Source organism: Sporomusaceae bacterium ACPt, from assembly GCA_041428575.1.
Classification (GTDB): Bacteria; Bacillota; Negativicutes; order Sporomusales; family Sporomusaceae; genus Sporomusa_D; species Sporomusa_D carbonis.
Map to the genome: position 1 here is coordinate 1,930,349 of CP155570.1, position 16,070 is coordinate 1,946,418.

The window sequence follows — 16,070 nt, forward strand, 5'->3', positions numbered from 1 at the left end:
GATAGTTATTCGACAAGGTTACGCCAATTCCTTCCTTTGATGGAAAAAAAAGCCAGTATATTTTTGATAAAATTCAAAAATCTTAATGTTAATATTAATTATATAGGAAAAGTTTGGTTGGGACAAGCCTCCTCATAACTTCTTTTATTGTCAACAAAAAAACTGCCAGAAAATGTGAATAGCTTTCTGGCAGTTTGACGATCTTTTTTTGGTATAATTCCGCTCTCCATTAGCATCCAGTCGGCAAAGCATCCATAACCACTTGTTGGATCATGAACAAATACATGAGTTACTGCTCCAACGAGTTTATCATTTTGAATAATCGGACTGCCACTCATTCCTTGTACTATACCGCCTGTTTTTTCTATCAATCTTGGATCGGTAACTTTTATAACCAAGCCTTTGCTTTCGGGAGTTTCCTGGAGATTTATTTTTTGTATTTCAATATCAAATTGATCAATTTTTTGTCCATCAACAACAGTTAACATTTTAGCGGGGCCCACTTGAATTTGACTCATAGAGGCTACTGGAATGGCTTGCGGATATTTTTCATTGGGCAAATTAGCAGTTAGCGTACCATAAATTCCGAACGGAGTATTCTTGCTGATCGTACCAAGCAACTGATCTTCTTCAATAAATATGCCAATTTTCTCACCAGGATGCCCTCTTTTTCCATGTTGAATACCAGAAACTGTTGCAAGAACAATTTTTCCTTGTTCACAATCAATAGGTTGATTAGTGTCACTATCAGTAATAACATGACCCAAGGCTCCATAAATATGCGATTCCGGCTCATAGAATGATAATGTTCCAACTCCTGCTGCACTATCCCTCACAAATAATCCGATTCGATAACGTTTTGTATCGTTGCATAAAACAGGCGATACATGAACATGTTGTTGTCCTTCGGTATGTTTGAGAAGAATATCAACATTGCGGTTATTCTTACCGCTTTCGTCAATTATTTCTGCTACTTGATTATCGCTTTGAACGGGAATGCCATTGATACTAATAATGACATCACCGACCGATATCCCGGCATCTTTAGCCGGAGTAACATATTGACCTTGCATGTTCAGCACGGGAGAATTGCCGACAACAATTACTCCTTGCGATTGAAGTACTACTCCAATGGAATGGCCGCCAGGAATTAATTTAATAGGGGGGAGCACATCTACTTGGACAGTACGAAATGGTATTATACCAAATAATTTAAATTCTACGGTTGACTGGCCAAGCTTAACCGGTTCTAGCGAGACTGGCCGCGACAGTGCAACAATTGGCAATGATCCGGGAGTTTGTACGCGAATACTGCTGTCATCATACCTAACATTGACGGTAAGCGGAAAATTAACGTCAAACAGCGCCGTCTCACCTTCAATAATCCTAATATGCTTGGGAAGACCGTAAATACTTTGGAATTGGGGAGAAAAACAAAATGCAAAGATTACGCTGATAATCAACATTGCCCAAATAAGCCTGGTGTTGAATCGCCAATCAAATCTCTTCATGTTTTTTTCCATCACTCCCTATTACATTCTTCCCAAAATTGCCATTCCGCCTTTCATATTTTTCTTTCAACCGATTGCAAAATTAGAGTTTCCCGATTTTTAAGGGGATTATTCCGGAATTATTGGCAGTTATTGACTTTGAATCTTAAATTTCATTGTTTTTTTAAAAAAATAAAGCACAAGCTCATGCTTGCGCTTTATTTTTCCAATTTGCTTTTTTTCTTTTAGACATATTCAGCATTTGAGCCGCATTTTCAATGGAAAGTTTTGTTATTTCACCAGATGCCATTCTGGCCAATTCTGTCAGTTGGCTCTCATTATCTAAAATATGTACCAGTGTCATTGTTCGTTCACCCTCAACGATTTTTTCAATATAAATATGACAATCAGCCATAGAGGCAATTTGCGGAAGATGGGTTATGCATAATACTTGTTTATTAAAAGAAGCAATTTTGGCAATTTTTTCGGCTACCTTCTGGGCTGTTTGGCCGCCGATTCCGGCATCGACTTCATCGAACACCATAACAGCTGTTTCATCGCGCTCAGCGCATACTGTTTTTATTGCTAAAGCTATACGGGACAATTCGCCACCTGATGCTATTTTTTGCAACAGCTTGGGTTCCTCTCCCGGATTTGCCGAAAACATAAAGACAACTTCGTTAGCGCCATGAACAGTATAGTGCTCGGTAAACTTAACGTCTACCAAAAATTGGGCTTTTGGCATGCCAAGATCAGCTAAATGAGCGGATATCTGTTTTGCCATTACTTTACTGGCCAGCCTTCGACAGACATCAAGTTTAGCAGCAAGTTGCGCCACACGGTTTTTGAGTTCATTCTCCTGTTGCTCAAGATGCTTTAAGCGTTCATCATAATTGGTAATTGCTGCTAGTTCATCCGTAGCCTGAGAGTAATATTTCAGTATGTCCTCAATTGTTGCTCCATACTTTTTCTTAAGTTTATGGATTATATCCAGGCGGTTTTCAAGCTTTGCCAACCGTGCCGGGTTGAAATCTATATTTTCACGATATTCTCTAAGTTCAGCCATTACTTCTTCCAACTGGTACATTGATTCAGTTACAACAGCTAACTGGTTATTGACATTTGGATCATAACGAGCTGCCAATTCAAGCTCATGTTTAATATCAGCAAGACAGGATACTACGCCGCTAAAACCTTTATTTCCCTGGCTTAACAGGATGTAGGAGCGGGATATGGCATTGGCAATTTTTTCAGCATTAGCCAGAATACTAACATCATGTTCCAATTTTTCCTCTTCGCCGGGAGTAAGTGCTGCTGCGGCAATTTCCTGTGTCTGCCAGGCAAGCATTTCCTCCCGTTGCAGACGTTCCCGGGAGTCTTGCACAAGTGAGTCTAGTTCCTTTTTTATTGCTTGCCATGATTTATAGGCATCCTGATATTCCTCAAGTATAGGCTTAATGTCAGCCGCAAAAGCGTCAGTCAATGCCAAGTGTACTTCAGGTTTTAACAAGGCCTGGTTTTCATGTTGTCCATGCATATCAACAAGCTTTTCGCCGATTTTTCGTAATGTAGCCAGTGTTACCTGGCAACCATTTACATGGATTGAGTTTTTACCGTGTCTGTTTAAGCGTCTGGCAATAATTAACGTGCCGTCATCTTCAACGGCAATTCCCTGCTCTTCCAGGATACTTTGGATTGCACCACGGCCAGAGACATCAAAAACTGCCTCTACCCGAAAGTAGTCTGCTCCTGACCGGATGGAATCTCCTGAAGATCTGCCGCCAACTATCGTTGATAAGGCATCAATTAAAATTGATTTGCCTGCCCCCGTTTCTCCGGTCAGAATATTGAGGCCTGGCACAAATTCAACATAAACTTTGTCGATAAGCGCAAAATTGACGACATTTAATGATTTTAGCATTCTTACCTCTCCTCAAAACAAGGCTCGAAGGTTTAAGGTAGCTAATTACAGTCCACTGCCCATAAGTGATTTGAATTTTGCAATAACTTGCGGAACAGCCTCAATAGGTTTAACTAACACGAAAATAGTGTCATCGCCAGCGACTGTACCAATAATCTCGGGCCATTTGACATAATCAATAGTGTAGGCAACCGCCTGAGCAGTGCCCGGTAGCGTGCGAAGAACGACAATGTTTTGACTGTAGTCAATGGCTACTATCGAATCCTGGAAAGTACGTTCCAAACGAGCTTGTGAAAGAATAATATTTTGTTCGGGCGGAAAAGCGTATCGATAGCGCCCGTCGCCGGTAGGAACCTTAATTAGCATAAGTTCTTTAATGTCTCGCGAAACGGTAGCCTGCGTAACATCAATGCCATGTTTACTAAGGGCATCTGCCAATTCTTCCTGCGTTTCAATTATATAACGATCAACAATTTCTTTAATCTTTGAGTGACGTAAAGCCTTCAAGCTATTCACTCCTTATTTTTTCGATTATGTATAGAACTGGCGGATTATTTTTTTGATTTACCATTGCCCAGCAGGCAACAGCAAATAATTTTTGGTTTAAGCTGCCCAAATATTTACGGACAGCCTGGCATTCAAGCCTTCCCTGCTCATAACCGGGGTAAGCAACAATTGTCACTATACCGCCTATGTTAAGCAAATATAATATTTGCGTTATGGCTTCAACGGTAACCTCCGGACGTGTATTTATCGAGTGGTTTCCTCCAGGCAGATACCCCAGGTTAAACATGGCAACATCAATTGGCTGGCTTATATAACTCATAATAGTAGCATGACTAGCCAGAATAAATTTGACTTTATGCTCAAGACCATGTTTTTTCAATAGCTCCTGGGACTTAATAATTGCCTGTTGCTGGATGTCAAAAGCCCATACGGCCGCATCGTGTGGAATGTTTTCCGCCAAAAACAGGGTATCTTTACCATTGCCGGCTGTAGCGTCAACTACCAGGCGGGCATTAGCCAGTTTTGAGATTATGAGGCGGTGAGCCATTGTTACGGCATTAGCAATTACCATTCCGGTCACCCCGCCTGAGTTTTGTTCGTAATGCTTCATAATAGCTTTTGCCGGTAAATTTGATGAAACGGGCACGGAAAGGCGACCGCCGTACAATTACAGTATCATCAGGCAACAAACTGTAGACTGCTTGACCATCTACTGTAAGGACAATGTCGTTGTGGGTAGCCTGCATCCGTAACTTTACCTCTTCATGCTCGGAAATAACTAATGAGCGAGCATGTAAAGTATGGGGACATATAGGCGTAATAACAATTACTTTCAATTTCGGATTAACAATAGGTCCCCCGGATGATAAGGAATAGCCGGTGGAACCGGTTGATGTGGCGATTATAAGTCCGTCAGCAGGATATTCGGCGGTAAGTTCATCATCAATAAATAATTTAAGTTTTATCATCCGTGAAAAACCGCCTTTGGCAACAACAATATCATTAAGTGCCGGCGATATATAAATAGGGTTCCCTTGGCGGATAACAACGGCGTCCAGCATCAGTCGCTCTTCTATGTAGTAATCGCCACACACCAGCCTATCTAAAGCAGAGCTTAATTCAGGCACTTCGATCTCAGTCAAAAAACCCAGGTTGCCCAGATTTACTCCGCAAACCGGAATTCCCCAAGAAGCAATCTCGCGGGCGGTATTAAGCAGTGTCCCGTCGCCGCCTAAAGTGATAGCAAAAGTAATTTCATTTTTTACGCATTCCAACTTTTCAGCTAAATCGGAACAGTTAAGTTCCAAAGCCGCGTCATGGGGCAGAACTACTCTTATGTTCCGTTCTTTGAAGTACTGCACAATCCAACCCAATACGGTAGCAATGTTTTGCTTTTTAGTGTTGGGAAACAGCCCTACAGTCAACACGCCTGTGTCCTCCGTCATCCCGCTAAATTGGCATGGGCATTAGCGACTACGGCAGCAATGGTTGCCGCGTCTACTATAGCATCGGCCGGATAGTTAGCCAGGTATAAAAGATATTCAATATTGCCTTCAGGGCCTTTTACCGGCGAAAATGTAAGGCCTAAAGGCGTGAAAAAATATGATTTCGCCATATTCACAATATTGGTAATAACTTCACAATGTATGACAGGATCCCTGACTACGCCCTTTTTACCTACCTTATCCCGTCCTGCCTCAAATTGTGGTTTGATAAGCGCTACTACTGTTCCCTGCGGACTAAGCAATGTCTTTACTACCGGCAATACTTTATCAAGTGAAATAAAGGCAACATCTATGGATACAAAATCTAACAACTCACCTAAATCCTCAGGGGTTACATTACGAATATTGGTACGTTCCATGTTGATTACCCGGTCATCTGTCCGGAGCGACCAAGCCAACTGCCCGTAGCCAACATCAATAGCATATATTTTGGCAGCCCCGTTTTTCAGGGCACAGTCAGTAAAACCGCCTGTCGATGCGCCGATATCAGCCATTACTTTACCTGTGAGATCAATAGCAAAATGTTCAAGAGCCTTAGCTAGTTTAAGTCCTCCCCGGCTGACGTAGCCAATGCTGTCGCCGTGAACGGCAATATTGGCGGTGGCAGGCACTACAGTCCCTGCTTTGTCCATCTTTTGTCCGTCAACGGTCACAAGTCCGGCCATTATGTATGCCTTAGCACGTTCCCTGCTGGCTGCCAGCCCTCTTTCCACTAATAATACATCAAGACGTTCTTTATTACGTTCCCGGGTCATTTGCGCGCTCCGAACTGCCGGATAAATGCTTCGGCGCTGGCAGCTATTCCTTGCGCGTCGAGCCCGTATTGACTCAGCAAATAGCTGCGCGGTCCGTGTTCAATATACTTGTCAGGCAGTCCAAGCCTGAGCACTTTAACCCAGTTAAGGTTTTGGGAGTTAATGAATTCCAGGACGGCTGAACCGAACCCCCCGGCTAAAACATTATCCTCAACGGTAACAATAATACCTGTATCCCGCGCCAACTGACGGATAATCTGACCGTCCAGCGGCTTAACAAACCTAGCGTTTACTACCCCGGCAGACATGCCTCTGGCATCTAAAATGGCTGCCGCATTCCGGCAATATTCGACCATAGCGCCGATGGCAACAAAAACCAAATCTTTTCCTGACAGCAATTCTTCGGCTTTACCAGTTTCCAGTGTATTAAATTCATGTTTCAATTCTACGCCAAGACCACTGCCGCGCGGATAGCGGATGACAACCGGCGCGGCAAGTTGAGTAGCAGTATATAGCATATGCTGGAGTTCATCTTCATCTTTCGGTGCCATTATTACTATATTGGGAATATGCCGTAAGAAGGCATAGTCAAATACGCCGTGGTGGGTTGCCCCGTCTTCCCCGACAATGCCGGCCCGGTCTAATGCAAATGTAACCGGTAGGTTCTGAAGGCAAACATCGTGTAATATTTGGTCATAGCCTCGCTGCATAAAGGTGGAATATATCGCCACTACCGGTCGCTTTCCCTGAGTAGCCATCCCGGCAGCCAAGGTAACTGCATGTTGTTCAGCAATTCCCACATCAAAAAAACGCTTGGGGTATTTAGCGGCAAATTTTTTTAATCCTGTTCCTTCAGGCATAGCTGCGGTTATCGCTACAACCTCCTGATTTTTTTCTGCCAGTCTAATTAAAGCGTCTCCGAAAACCTGTGTATAGGAAGGCTTTGTCCCAGTTTTTATAACTTCCCCTGTCTCAATACAAAATGGTCCTACGCCGTGAAACTTGTCAGCATTACGTTCGGCCGGCGCATAACCTTTACCTTTTCTCGTCAATAAATGAATAAGTACCGGGCCTTTGACACTTTTGGTCTTGTCAAGCACATCTAAGATCAAGGGAATGTTATGACCGTCAATGGGACCGAAATACGTAAACCCTAATTCTTCGAACAGCATTCCAGGAACCAACAGATATTTTAAACTGTCTTTTACCCGTTCAGCCGTTTTGGCAACACTATCGCCGATAGCCGGGATACGCCGCAGTAAATACTCTATATCATGTTTAACTTTTGAATAAGTGGGAGCAGTACGCATTTTTGCCAAATATTCCGACATCGCCCCAACATTTTTCGCAATAGACATTTCATTATCATTTAAAATTACAGTAAGATTTATGCCTAAATGCCCGGCATGATTAAGTGCTTCATAGGCCTGTCCGCCTGTCAGAGAGCCATCGCCGATAACGGCAACAACGTTATATTTTTCACCTGATATGTCGCGAGCCAACGCTATACCCAGCGCTGAAGATATTGAGGTACTGGAGTGTCCGGTGCCAAAAACATCGTGCTGACTTTCACACCGTTTGGGAAAACCACTAAGTCCACCGGTTGTTCGTAAGGTGGTAAAATTTTCTCGCCGTCCGGTTAAAATTTTATGTACGTAAGCCTGGTGACCAACATCCCAGATAATTTTATCATTGGGGCTATCAAATGTTTTGTGGAGCGCTAGTGTCAATTCTACAACACCCAGATTAGGCGCTAGATGCCCGCCGTTGGCGGCAACTGTATGTATAAGAAGGTCGCGTATTTCTTCGGCAAGTTTTTCTAATTGGCCAAAGGAAAGTGTTTTTAGATCGCGCGGCCCGTTAATTCCGTCAAGAAGTTTATTCAAACTAAGTCCCCGCTTTCCCTGATTGGTGTCAGGTAAGTTGCTGTATCTATTGATGTCTTTTTTCCAAACATATTATAGCATATCTAAAGATTGACATTCATCTATATAAAACATAAAAGATGTAGGCAATTAAAGTGCCATGAACAGCACCACCTAACACTTCAAGTGGCGTATGTCCCAATAGCTCTTTAAGCCTGGTATCCCTAACCTTATGTTCTACCCGCATTTCGCGGACCAACTTATTAATAACTTTAGCTTGCTTGCCTGCGGCCCGTCTCACGCCGGCAGCATCATACATAACGATCCCGGCCAAAACAACTGCCAAAGCAAACAACGGTGAGTCAAGCCCCTCGCGTAATGCAATACTGACTGCCAGACTGACCACAAGCGCAGTATGCGAACTAGGCATACCACCTGCCCCAATAAGCCGCTCGGCATTAAACTCACCATGCCGCCAGTAAGCGGTTATGGTCTTCAAAACTTGGGCACTAAACCAGGCGGTTATAGCTGTCATCAATATAATATTTTTTCCTATTCCCGCCATAAATTCGACCATATTCTACACCTCAGGCTTCGCGGGTTATTAAATATTCAACAAGTTCGCGCAGTATCCGGGCTTCTGCGCCAAACCCATTTAAGCTTGCCAGTGCGCTGTCCACTGATGTTTGCGCTAGTTGCCGGGCTCCATCCAGCGAATGCAGCGTCACATAGGTTACTTTATTGTTTTTGATATCGCTGCCCACAGGTTTGCCAATTTTATCCTGGTTGCCGACTACGTCTAGGATGTCATCAGTAATTTGAAAGGCTAAGCCAAATTGTTCGGCATAATTGGTGAGCGCAATGAGTTGCTGTTCACTTGCTCCTGCCAGCTTTGCCCCTGACCTGAGTGCGGTTTTAAAGAGAGCTCCAGTTTTAGTTTGGTGCATAAACTCCAGTGTTTTGGCATCAATATTTTTGCCTTCGGAAGCAAGATCGACTGCCTGTCCGCCAACCATGCCTGCTGCACCAGCAGCAGTGGCTATTTCCCGTACTACGTCAACCAATACTGCCGGATCAACATTAGGCTGGGACAACATGACATTAAAGGCAGCTGTTAGTAGTCCATCCCCGGCCAAGATAGCCATGCCTTCCCCGTATACTTTATGGTTAGTAAGTTTGCCGCGCCGGTAATCATCATTATCCATTGCCGGCAAATCATCATGAATAAGTGAATAGGTATGAATCATCTCCAGACCGCAGGCTACAGGCAAATAATCCAGGCCGTTCCCGCCAACAGCATCAGCCGCTGCCATCAGCATGATCGGCCGCAGTCGCTTGCCTCCAGCAAACAGACTGTACCGCATGGCTTGGTATATTACCGTGGGATGGCTTTCATCCGGGATATAGGAAGAAAGCGCTTCATTAATCAAATGAATTCTATTTTTGCAATATTGGCTTAATGAGTGTTCTGTCATAGTATTTATTTATCCTCCATCAGTTGAAGCGGCTGCTCAACTAATCGGCCTTGTTCCTGCATGAGAATTTTATCAACTTGCGCTTCGGCAACATTGAGACGTTCAAAACACAATTTAGCGTAAGAAATGCCTTCGCTAAATTTGTCTAACGCTTCCTCCAGCGGCAATTCACCTGTTTCCAATTGTTTTACAATCACTTCTAATTTGCCAAGAGCATCTTCAAAACATACATTATTTTGCTTGTTACTCATTTTATTGACCATTTTTCTCCTCCTTTGTATTAACGACCTCAATATTGAGGCGTCCTTGTCTCAAAATAACTTCCAGCTGCTGACCTGGCTTGACCTGCTGGTAATTTGTAACAACCCGTCCGTCGGAGGTACGAACAAGGCTGTATCCTCTGGCAAGTATATCAAGCGGGTTTAGTACAGCTAATTTTTCAGCATTTATTTTTAATGTCTGCTGTTTTGTCATTATTATCTTTCGTACGGCTTGTCCTAATCTTTCAACATATGTATCAACCATTTGCCGTTTATCGACAAGCAGTTTTTCCGGTTGGGTAAATACCCTGCTGTCCCTTAACTGGCGAACCGTTTGCCGACGTTGTTTAATATAAGTTCTTATGTTATTTTCAAGCATAGTCTGCAGAGTTGTTATATACCGTTTTAACTCAAACACATCAGGCACGACAATCTCGGCGGCCTGAGAAGGTGTTGCCGCCCGGCAATCGGCGGCAAAATCAGACAAGGTATAATCAGTTTGATGCCCTACTGCCGACACAACAGGAATCGTGGAATTAGCAATGGCCCGTACTACTTGCTCGTCATTAAAGGCCCACAATTCTTCAATCGAACCGCCACCACGGCCAACAATGATAACATCTACTTTCTTGAGATTATTAAATGCTTGTATAGCCTGTACTATCTGATAGGGTGCTTCTACTCCCTGGACTTGGACTGGATATAATATAAGCGGCAAACCCGGGTGGCGGCGTTTAGCTACGGTAATAATATCTCTAAGCGCCGCGCCGGTAGGCGATGTTACAATACCCACGGCTTTTGGCAGGAGTTGAAGCGGCCGTTTACGGCTTTCATCAAACAATCCTTCTGCTGCAAGTTTTTCTTTTAACTGATTGAAAGCAATGCTGAGTTCGCCTATACCATCCGGTATAAGTTGTTCGGCATATAGCTGATACTGCCCGTCCCGTTCAAATACTGTAACCTGTCCGTATACGATTACCTTAAGGCCGTCGCGCGGCTGGAACTTTAAAAATTGAGCACGGCTTTTAAACATTAATGCTTTAATTTGGGAATGGGCATCTTTAAGGGTAAAGTAGCAATGTCCGGAATAATGACACTTAAAGTTAGACAATTCGCCTTTAATGAAAACTGAAACCAGTTTAGTATCTCGGTCAAACAGGCTTTTGATATATTTTGTGAGATCGCTGACACTGTATATATTGCTCATATTTGTCCACCTGGTATATAATTCGCTTATTTTGCTTTCTTGGCGCAAGCCAAGTTTTCTTTATAATACACTGTTAATAATGATAACCTATAAATGCAAAAAAAACCAGACATAAGTCTGGGTAAATCAATTTTAATACAAGGCTTATCTATATGAAATCCAATAAAGATTTTTTCTAGGCGTGTTGTTAGTAATGCTCCACCGCTGGCGCTTGACTTACTCTTATACTAACAACACGCCTGTAAATCTTTATTGGATACTATATATACCTGTAACCTGTTAAATATTAAAATCGGCCTCCCAAATACCGTTGCGTTAAATACCCGCTTACACTTCCCACCATGAACCAAAAAAAATATCCAGGTGGAATTAGATGACCGACAATTGAGCCAATCACGGCACCTGCCAGAACATAGGGCACCATGGTGTGTCACCTCCCGGCATATGTATTTATGTATCATATGCGCAAAGGATGATAGTGGTGATTTGCCAAGCAATAATTAGCTGGTCAACCCATAGTAAGCAGCGCCTAGTGCATTGTCAGGGCTATAAATGCTAGCAGGAAAGTACAGCTTGGCAGTTCCCGAATGCTCCAGGTGCTCCAATAAATAGCTTCTAATAAAGCTATTAGCCGTTACTCCGCCTACAAATAGCACATCAATTAGACCGGTATGGTTAACTGCATATTTTATCATGGAAGTTATAGCCCGGGCTATACAAAGTTCCACTCCGGCGGCAATGACCGCTGCGTCCATACCTTGAGCGATAAGTTTGTGTACATAGGTTTCGGGCCCGGAAAAACTAACTGACGCTTCCCGGACAGTTACCGGAATTCTTACGGCACGGTCGCGGGCAGACGCCGCCAAAGCTTCCAAGCATGGGCCGGCAGGAAAGTTTAATCCCAAAGCAACACCGATGCGGTCAACGAGTTGTCCGGCATGAATGTCCTGACTACCCCCGAGTATCTCAAGAGCAAGCTTCTTTGAGTTAGGCGCGTTGAGGTTAGGAGACACTTTAACAATTTCGGTTGTACCTCCCGATAAATGAACAGCCAGAAAGCTAACCGCCTGCGGACCGCCGGCTGACCAGATACCGGCAAAAACATGATTCTCTTGATGGCTGATCCGGTATAGCGGAACATCATGACTGAGAGCCAATGTCTGGGCGTACCCCTCACCCACCAAAAAGGCTGGCATATAGGAACCCGGCAAAGGTCGGGGAAATGCCGACACACCAATGGATTTAAACCGAATCGGCTTGGTAAGGTTTTGGCAAGCTTCGGCTAGTAGAGCAGGCAGGTTACGGGTGTGTTGAAACACCATGTCTGACTGCTGAAGTCCCCGGCTACCGGTTTTGACTTTTAGAATCCGCCGGCAATCGGCAACTAATTGTTGGTGTTCATCCAATATAGCTACCGAAGTTGTATAGCAACTGGTATCTATCCCTAAAGCGTACTTCATGATAATTCTCTATTTTTTACGATTGACCCCAAAACGCCGTTAATAAAGCGGCCTGAATCTTCAGTGCCAAACGTTTTTGCTAATTCAACCGCTTCGTTGATAGCAACGCCCGGCTGTAGTCGCTCATCGCTGTATTTCATTTCATAAATGGCCATACGGGCAATATTACGGTCAACACCGGCCATGCGGTCAATTTTCCATTCCCGGGATAACTGAGATATGTACTCATCAATAGCAGCTAAGTTTTTACATGTGCCTTCTACCAGTGACTTTGCATACAGTCTGGTATTTTCGTTAATGTCTTCATATTCGCTGAACACTGAATTAAGCGCATCATCACTATTAGCACCTGAGTTAAAATCAAGTTGAAATAATGCTTGAATAGCCATTTCACGGGCCTTTCTACGGCTCATACTTCCCTCTTTCTAAGTTCTACCTATTGTAACCTGGTGGTAGAAGCTTGTCCAATATTTCCATAATATCTTCTTTCTCATCAATGCGTTTGCCGACAACATATCCGGCTATAACACATAAAATAACAAACAGTGTTTTAAAAAAGCCAAAGGTTATAACTAAGATGCTGATGATAAAACCAAATAGCACCCCCAATAATTTTCCGCTATGATGCTGCCAGATTTCTTCCAACAACTTGGAATTCATGCTGCCCACCTCTATTCAACCCGCTGTTTAGCTTTAAAATCATTGCTGATGTTTTCCACCATAACTTGGACGTCAGTTAACTCTACCCCAACGGTATTTTTAATATATTCATGAATTCGCTTTTGGATTTCACCTGCTACCGACGGAACATGGCTTTCCGGGCTTACTACCGCTTTAAGGCGTACAGTAACACCCTGCCCGGAGAGTGTAACCTTAACCTTTACGCCGCGTACGCCACGAATATGCCTTGCTACCTTCTCCACCAAATTTTCCACAGCATCCAGGGAAATATGCACGTCTCCCATATCATTATGGTGGACAATAGCATCTTTAGCCTTGCGGGAACGGAGACCGGCTAAAAGGAGTCTGATACTTACCAAGAAAAATACAAAACCAACCAGTGAAGCTTCCCATTGACCATATATATATGCAAGGCTTGTCCCCGCCAATTCCAAAGGAATAAGGCGTAAAGACAGGAGAATAACGGCAAATGATAAAAAAGCTAGTAATAACGTATAGATGGACAGAATGATGCGGTCAATAATTCCCATAACGTCGTCTCCTTCCTTTCGCCTTTCCCAAATTATCTTACCCTAATATCTTCTTCTTTACCTTCAGGAGCAAATCCCACACCCTGAACATGGATGTTAACCTCAACAACATCCAAACCAGTCATAGATTCAATCGCCCGTTTAACGTTTTCCTGAACGCGCAAAGCCACGTCCGGTATGCGCACACCATATTCAACAATTATATATAAGTCTACTGCCGCTTCACGTTCGCCAACTTCGACCTTAACACCCTTGGAAAGGTTTTTCTTACCCAGCATTTCAGCTATGCCGCCAACTAACCCGGCACTCATCCCGGCAACTCCGGACACCTCGGTTGCCGCAAGCCCGGCAATTATGCCAACAACTTCGTCAGCAATCCGGATAGAGCCAACATCATTATGCTCGGTTTTTTCCATACGATCCCGCTTTTCCATCCAACCCCCCCATCCCTTGAATACTAAAATTTATTATAGAGAATGATATCTTATAACTTTAATATTATACCAAGCTTTTACCAAATTTACAATTTCCGCAAAAAAATTAGCAGAGCCTTTGGCCCCACTTTACTATTTACTGACAACTTACGCCTATGGTTTTGCGCTGACTGTTATATCTTCGGGTTTAACTCCGGCGATACGGCTAATTACTTCGGCTACTTGTACAACTTCCTCACGGGTGAGTGATGTTGTTTTAACCACCGCGCTAACCGAGTTGTCCCGCACAAAAACTAAAGCATCGGTAAAACCCTTGGCTTTAATCAGGTTTTCCATCTCAGCCTCGCGTTGTTTCTCCAACGTCATTTTAAGAATGACTTCCTGGGCTTGTTGTTTTGCTTCATCAGTTTTGGCATTTTTTATTGCCTCGCGTAATAGGTCTGACCGTTCACTTCTAATTTTATCCCGTTCCAGACGATATTCGGTAAAAAAGTCTGGAGCCATTGCCGGTACAACTTGATCTGGAGCTACCGGCTTGGTTACTTGCATGGCATTGGATCTGTCAGCCCTGACTTGCCGCATATCCTGGGTAAAATTCCATGCACCGCTGACAAGCAGCGAAAGTATACCTGCCGCCACTATGAAGACGGCCATTTTACCTATTTTGTTTAAAGAAAAAACTGAAATTACTTTCAAAGTATTTCACCTCACTTTCTTTGTGGCAGAACAGTAATTTTATATGAGGGAATCCCTAATCCTAATTCTACAGCTTTAGTAAGATTAGCTTTTACAGTTGAGTCAGAGGCCCCTTCGGCCACAACCAGAACACCTTTAACTACCGGCTTGGTTTCCCGTACCATTACCGGATGGTCAGCTCCATTTTCTTTAGTTAACAGGACCTGTTCAGATTCTTTGGTTTCGGTAGTAGTGCGAATGCCGCCGGCATTATCTTTTTCTTGCACTGTCTTGGTTTCTTTGGTAATATTTTTGGCATGCTCCTGCATACCGCCGTTTTCTAGTGTAATACTGACGGAAACTGCGCCTGCCCCCCTAATTTGCGCCAGCAAATTAGCCAGTTTACTTTCCAGGGCTTCTTCATAGCTGCGGCTTACAGCCGGAGCACTCTTGGCTGGTTCAACCGTAACGTTTGGCTTAGGCTGTGCTGAAAATGGTTCATATACCCCGCCAATTACCAGCAACAAGATTCCGGTTAGCCCCAGCCATATCAGCCTGGCATTTATCACGCCGTCTTTTAAGAGTTGCCCTGGCATAATTTTTTTTGCTCCTGACAGCCAGTCTTTAAGGGAAGTTCCTAACGCACTCATTTTCTTTACCTCCTTAATTTATCCGTTTAACTTCGACTTGATTGGCCTTAAGCTGATATAATTCGGTTACTGTCCTTTTAACCTTATCAATTACTGAAGCCGGCAGCCTTGCCGACTCTTTTACAGCTTCCGTCGTATTGTTACCGATGGCTACCTTGGTAATTTTTCGCTCATCAGCAATAATTCCCGGTTCAATGTATACTACTACATGATTAATTTTTCCTGTCGCCTTACTTACCTGTCCTGTTGCTTCGGCGATATTTACAGTCACTTTAGCGTCAGCCACCCCGTCAATAGCCAGCACAGTTGCCCTGATTTGTTTTGATAAATCTCTTACGTACAAGTCACGCGCCAATTGCTCGCGTCTACCGGCAGTATTATTAGCTGCATTCAAGATATCGGCACTAGATAGTTCACCGACTGAATGGTTAGCCAGCGCCGGAATTTGATCAGCCATCAGTCTATTTTCAATAACGCTGATAACCGGATTCAGAATCGCCAGCATAATAAACAGCCCCATAATTACTTTTACAAAGCGCTGCATGCTGTTGTTTGGTAACAAAAGTTCAAGAAAAGAAGCGAATAATACCACGAATATTATGCCTTTAACCCAGGCGGTAATGGAATCTATCATATAATCACCCACCGCAACTAA

The 16,070-nt window shown here is 43.5% G+C and carries 19 protein-coding genes; all 19 read right to left on the reverse strand.

Annotation, left to right across the window (positions count from 1 at the left end; genetic code table 11):
- Positions 1-98: 98 nt before the first annotated feature.
- Entirely contained in the window at positions 99-1,523 is a 1,425-nt protein-coding gene (gene spoIVB, locus SCACP_RS09790; protein ID WP_425061144.1) for a SpoIVB peptidase, read from the reverse strand.
- A 172-nt stretch (positions 1,524-1,695) separates the two neighbouring features.
- Positions 1,696-3,411 carry a DNA repair protein RecN gene (gene recN, locus SCACP_RS09795; RefSeq protein WP_425061145.1) on the reverse strand — a complete coding sequence of 572 codons (1,716 nt, stop codon included), beginning with the start codon at positions 3,409-3,411 and terminating at the stop codon, positions 1,696-1,698.
- Positions 3,412-3,456: 45 nt separating this feature from the next.
- Positions 3,457-3,918 (reverse strand): arginine repressor, encoded by a 462-nt coding sequence (gene argR / locus SCACP_RS09800; protein ID WP_425061146.1) that lies wholly within the window; start codon positions 3,916-3,918, stop codon positions 3,457-3,459.
- Between the two features lies 1 nt (position 3,919).
- Positions 3,920-4,528, reverse strand: coding sequence for a class I SAM-dependent methyltransferase (locus SCACP_RS09805; RefSeq protein WP_425061147.1), 609 nt, complete (start codon positions 4,526-4,528; stop codon positions 3,920-3,922).
- Positions 4,476-5,345 (reverse strand): NAD(+)/NADH kinase, encoded by an 870-nt coding sequence (locus SCACP_RS09810; RefSeq protein ID WP_425061148.1) that lies wholly within the window; start codon positions 5,343-5,345, stop codon positions 4,476-4,478. The genes SCACP_RS09805 and SCACP_RS09810 overlap by 53 nt, the downstream gene beginning before the upstream one ends.
- Before the next feature lie 14 nt (positions 5,346-5,359).
- Complete coding sequence (locus SCACP_RS09815; RefSeq protein WP_425061149.1) at positions 5,360-6,178, reverse strand: TlyA family RNA methyltransferase; 819 nt, start codon at positions 6,176-6,178, stop codon at positions 5,360-5,362.
- Positions 6,175-8,064 (reverse strand): 1-deoxy-D-xylulose-5-phosphate synthase, encoded by a 1,890-nt coding sequence (dxs, locus tag SCACP_RS09820; protein ID WP_425061150.1) that lies wholly within the window; start codon positions 8,062-8,064, stop codon positions 6,175-6,177. The genes SCACP_RS09815 and dxs overlap by 4 nt, the downstream gene beginning before the upstream one ends.
- A gap of 97 nt (positions 8,065-8,161) precedes the next feature.
- Entirely contained in the window at positions 8,162-8,581 is a 420-nt protein-coding gene (locus SCACP_RS09825) for a divergent PAP2 family protein (protein ID WP_425061151.1), read from the reverse strand.
- Between the two features lie 49 nt (positions 8,582-8,630).
- The gene (locus SCACP_RS09830) at positions 8,631-9,518 is read right to left on the reverse strand and encodes a polyprenyl synthetase family protein (protein WP_425061152.1); all 888 of its coding nucleotides are present in this window, start codon (positions 9,516-9,518) and stop codon (positions 8,631-8,633) included.
- Positions 9,519-9,523: 5 nt separating this feature from the next.
- On the reverse strand, positions 9,524-9,781 hold the full coding sequence (gene xseB / locus SCACP_RS09835) for an exodeoxyribonuclease VII small subunit (protein ID WP_425061153.1): 258 nt from the start codon (positions 9,779-9,781) through the stop codon (positions 9,524-9,526).
- Positions 9,771-10,985 carry an exodeoxyribonuclease VII large subunit gene (gene xseA / locus SCACP_RS09840; protein ID WP_425061154.1) on the reverse strand — a complete coding sequence of 405 codons (1,215 nt, stop codon included), beginning with the start codon at positions 10,983-10,985 and terminating at the stop codon, positions 9,771-9,773. The genes xseB and xseA overlap by 11 nt, the downstream gene beginning before the upstream one ends.
- A 500-nt stretch (positions 10,986-11,485) precedes the next feature.
- Positions 11,486-12,445, reverse strand: coding sequence for an O-sialoglycoprotein endopeptidase (locus SCACP_RS09845; protein WP_425061155.1), 960 nt, complete (start codon positions 12,443-12,445; stop codon positions 11,486-11,488).
- Entirely contained in the window at positions 12,442-12,858 is a 417-nt protein-coding gene (gene nusB / locus SCACP_RS09850) for a transcription antitermination factor NusB (protein ID WP_425061156.1), read from the reverse strand. Before nusB ends, SCACP_RS09845 begins: the two co-directional genes overlap by 4 nt.
- A 19-nt stretch (positions 12,859-12,877) precedes the next feature.
- The gene (locus tag SCACP_RS09855; protein WP_425061157.1) at positions 12,878-13,105 is read right to left on the reverse strand and encodes a DUF2273 domain-containing protein; all 228 of its coding nucleotides are present in this window, start codon (positions 13,103-13,105) and stop codon (positions 12,878-12,880) included.
- Between the two features lie 11 nt (positions 13,106-13,116).
- Positions 13,117-13,656 (reverse strand): alkaline shock response membrane anchor protein AmaP, encoded by a 540-nt coding sequence (gene amaP / locus SCACP_RS09860; protein WP_425061158.1) that lies wholly within the window; start codon positions 13,654-13,656, stop codon positions 13,117-13,119.
- A gap of 32 nt (positions 13,657-13,688) precedes the next feature.
- Entirely contained in the window at positions 13,689-14,090 is a 402-nt protein-coding gene (locus tag SCACP_RS09865) for an Asp23/Gls24 family envelope stress response protein (protein ID WP_425061159.1), read from the reverse strand.
- A 153-nt stretch (positions 14,091-14,243) separates the two neighbouring features.
- The gene (locus tag SCACP_RS09870) at positions 14,244-14,786 is read right to left on the reverse strand and encodes a SpoIIIAH-like family protein (RefSeq protein WP_425061160.1); all 543 of its coding nucleotides are present in this window, start codon (positions 14,784-14,786) and stop codon (positions 14,244-14,246) included.
- Between the two features lie 11 nt (positions 14,787-14,797).
- Positions 14,798-15,415: a hypothetical protein gene (locus tag SCACP_RS09875; protein ID WP_425061161.1), complete on the reverse strand. Its 618-nt coding sequence runs from the start codon at positions 15,413-15,415 to the stop codon at positions 14,798-14,800.
- A 13-nt stretch (positions 15,416-15,428) separates the two neighbouring features.
- Complete coding sequence (gene spoIIIAF, locus SCACP_RS09880) at positions 15,429-16,049, reverse strand: stage III sporulation protein AF (RefSeq protein WP_425061162.1); 621 nt, start codon at positions 16,047-16,049, stop codon at positions 15,429-15,431.
- Positions 16,050-16,070: the final 21 nt, after the last annotated feature.

What these genes read in the sequence shown, in the direction of transcription:
- nusB (WP_425061156.1), bottom strand. Translation starts at nt 12,858, where the DNA reads ATGAGCCGTAGAAAGGCCCGTGAAATGGCTATTCAAGCATTATTTCAA.
- SCACP_RS09830 (WP_425061152.1), bottom strand. Translation starts at nt 9,518, where the DNA reads ATGACAGAACACTCATTAAGCCAATATTGCAAAAATAGAATTCATTTG.
- SCACP_RS09855 (WP_425061157.1), bottom strand. Translation starts at nt 13,105, where the DNA reads ATGAATTCCAAGTTGTTGGAAGAAATCTGGCAGCATCATAGCGGAAAA.
- SCACP_RS09845 (WP_425061155.1), bottom strand. Translation starts at nt 12,445, where the DNA reads ATGAAGTACGCTTTAGGGATAGATACCAGTTGCTATACAACTTCGGTA.
- SCACP_RS09815 (WP_425061149.1), bottom strand. Translation starts at nt 6,178, where the DNA reads ATGACCCGGGAACGTAATAAAGAACGTCTTGATGTATTATTAGTGGAA.
- xseA (WP_425061154.1), bottom strand. Translation starts at nt 10,985, where the DNA reads ATGAGCAATATATACAGTGTCAGCGATCTCACAAAATATATCAAAAGC.
- spoIVB (WP_425061144.1), bottom strand. Translation starts at nt 1,523, where the DNA reads ATGGAAAAAAACATGAAGAGATTTGATTGGCGATTCAACACCAGGCTT.
- xseB (WP_425061153.1), bottom strand. Translation starts at nt 9,781, where the DNA reads ATGGTCAATAAAATGAGTAACAAGCAAAATAATGTATGTTTTGAAGAT.
- spoIIIAF (WP_425061162.1), bottom strand. Translation starts at nt 16,049, where the DNA reads ATGATAGATTCCATTACCGCCTGGGTTAAAGGCATAATATTCGTGGTA.
- recN (WP_425061145.1), bottom strand. Translation starts at nt 3,411, where the DNA reads ATGCTAAAATCATTAAATGTCGTCAATTTTGCGCTTATCGACAAAGTT.
- SCACP_RS09805 (WP_425061147.1), bottom strand. Translation starts at nt 4,528, where the DNA reads ATGAAGCATTACGAACAAAACTCAGGCGGGGTGACCGGAATGGTAATT.
- SCACP_RS09875 (WP_425061161.1), bottom strand. Translation starts at nt 15,415, where the DNA reads ATGAGTGCGTTAGGAACTTCCCTTAAAGACTGGCTGTCAGGAGCAAAA.
- SCACP_RS09865 (WP_425061159.1), bottom strand. Translation starts at nt 14,090, where the DNA reads ATGGAAAAGCGGGATCGTATGGAAAAAACCGAGCATAATGATGTTGGC.
- amaP (WP_425061158.1), bottom strand. Translation starts at nt 13,656, where the DNA reads ATGGGAATTATTGACCGCATCATTCTGTCCATCTATACGTTATTACTA.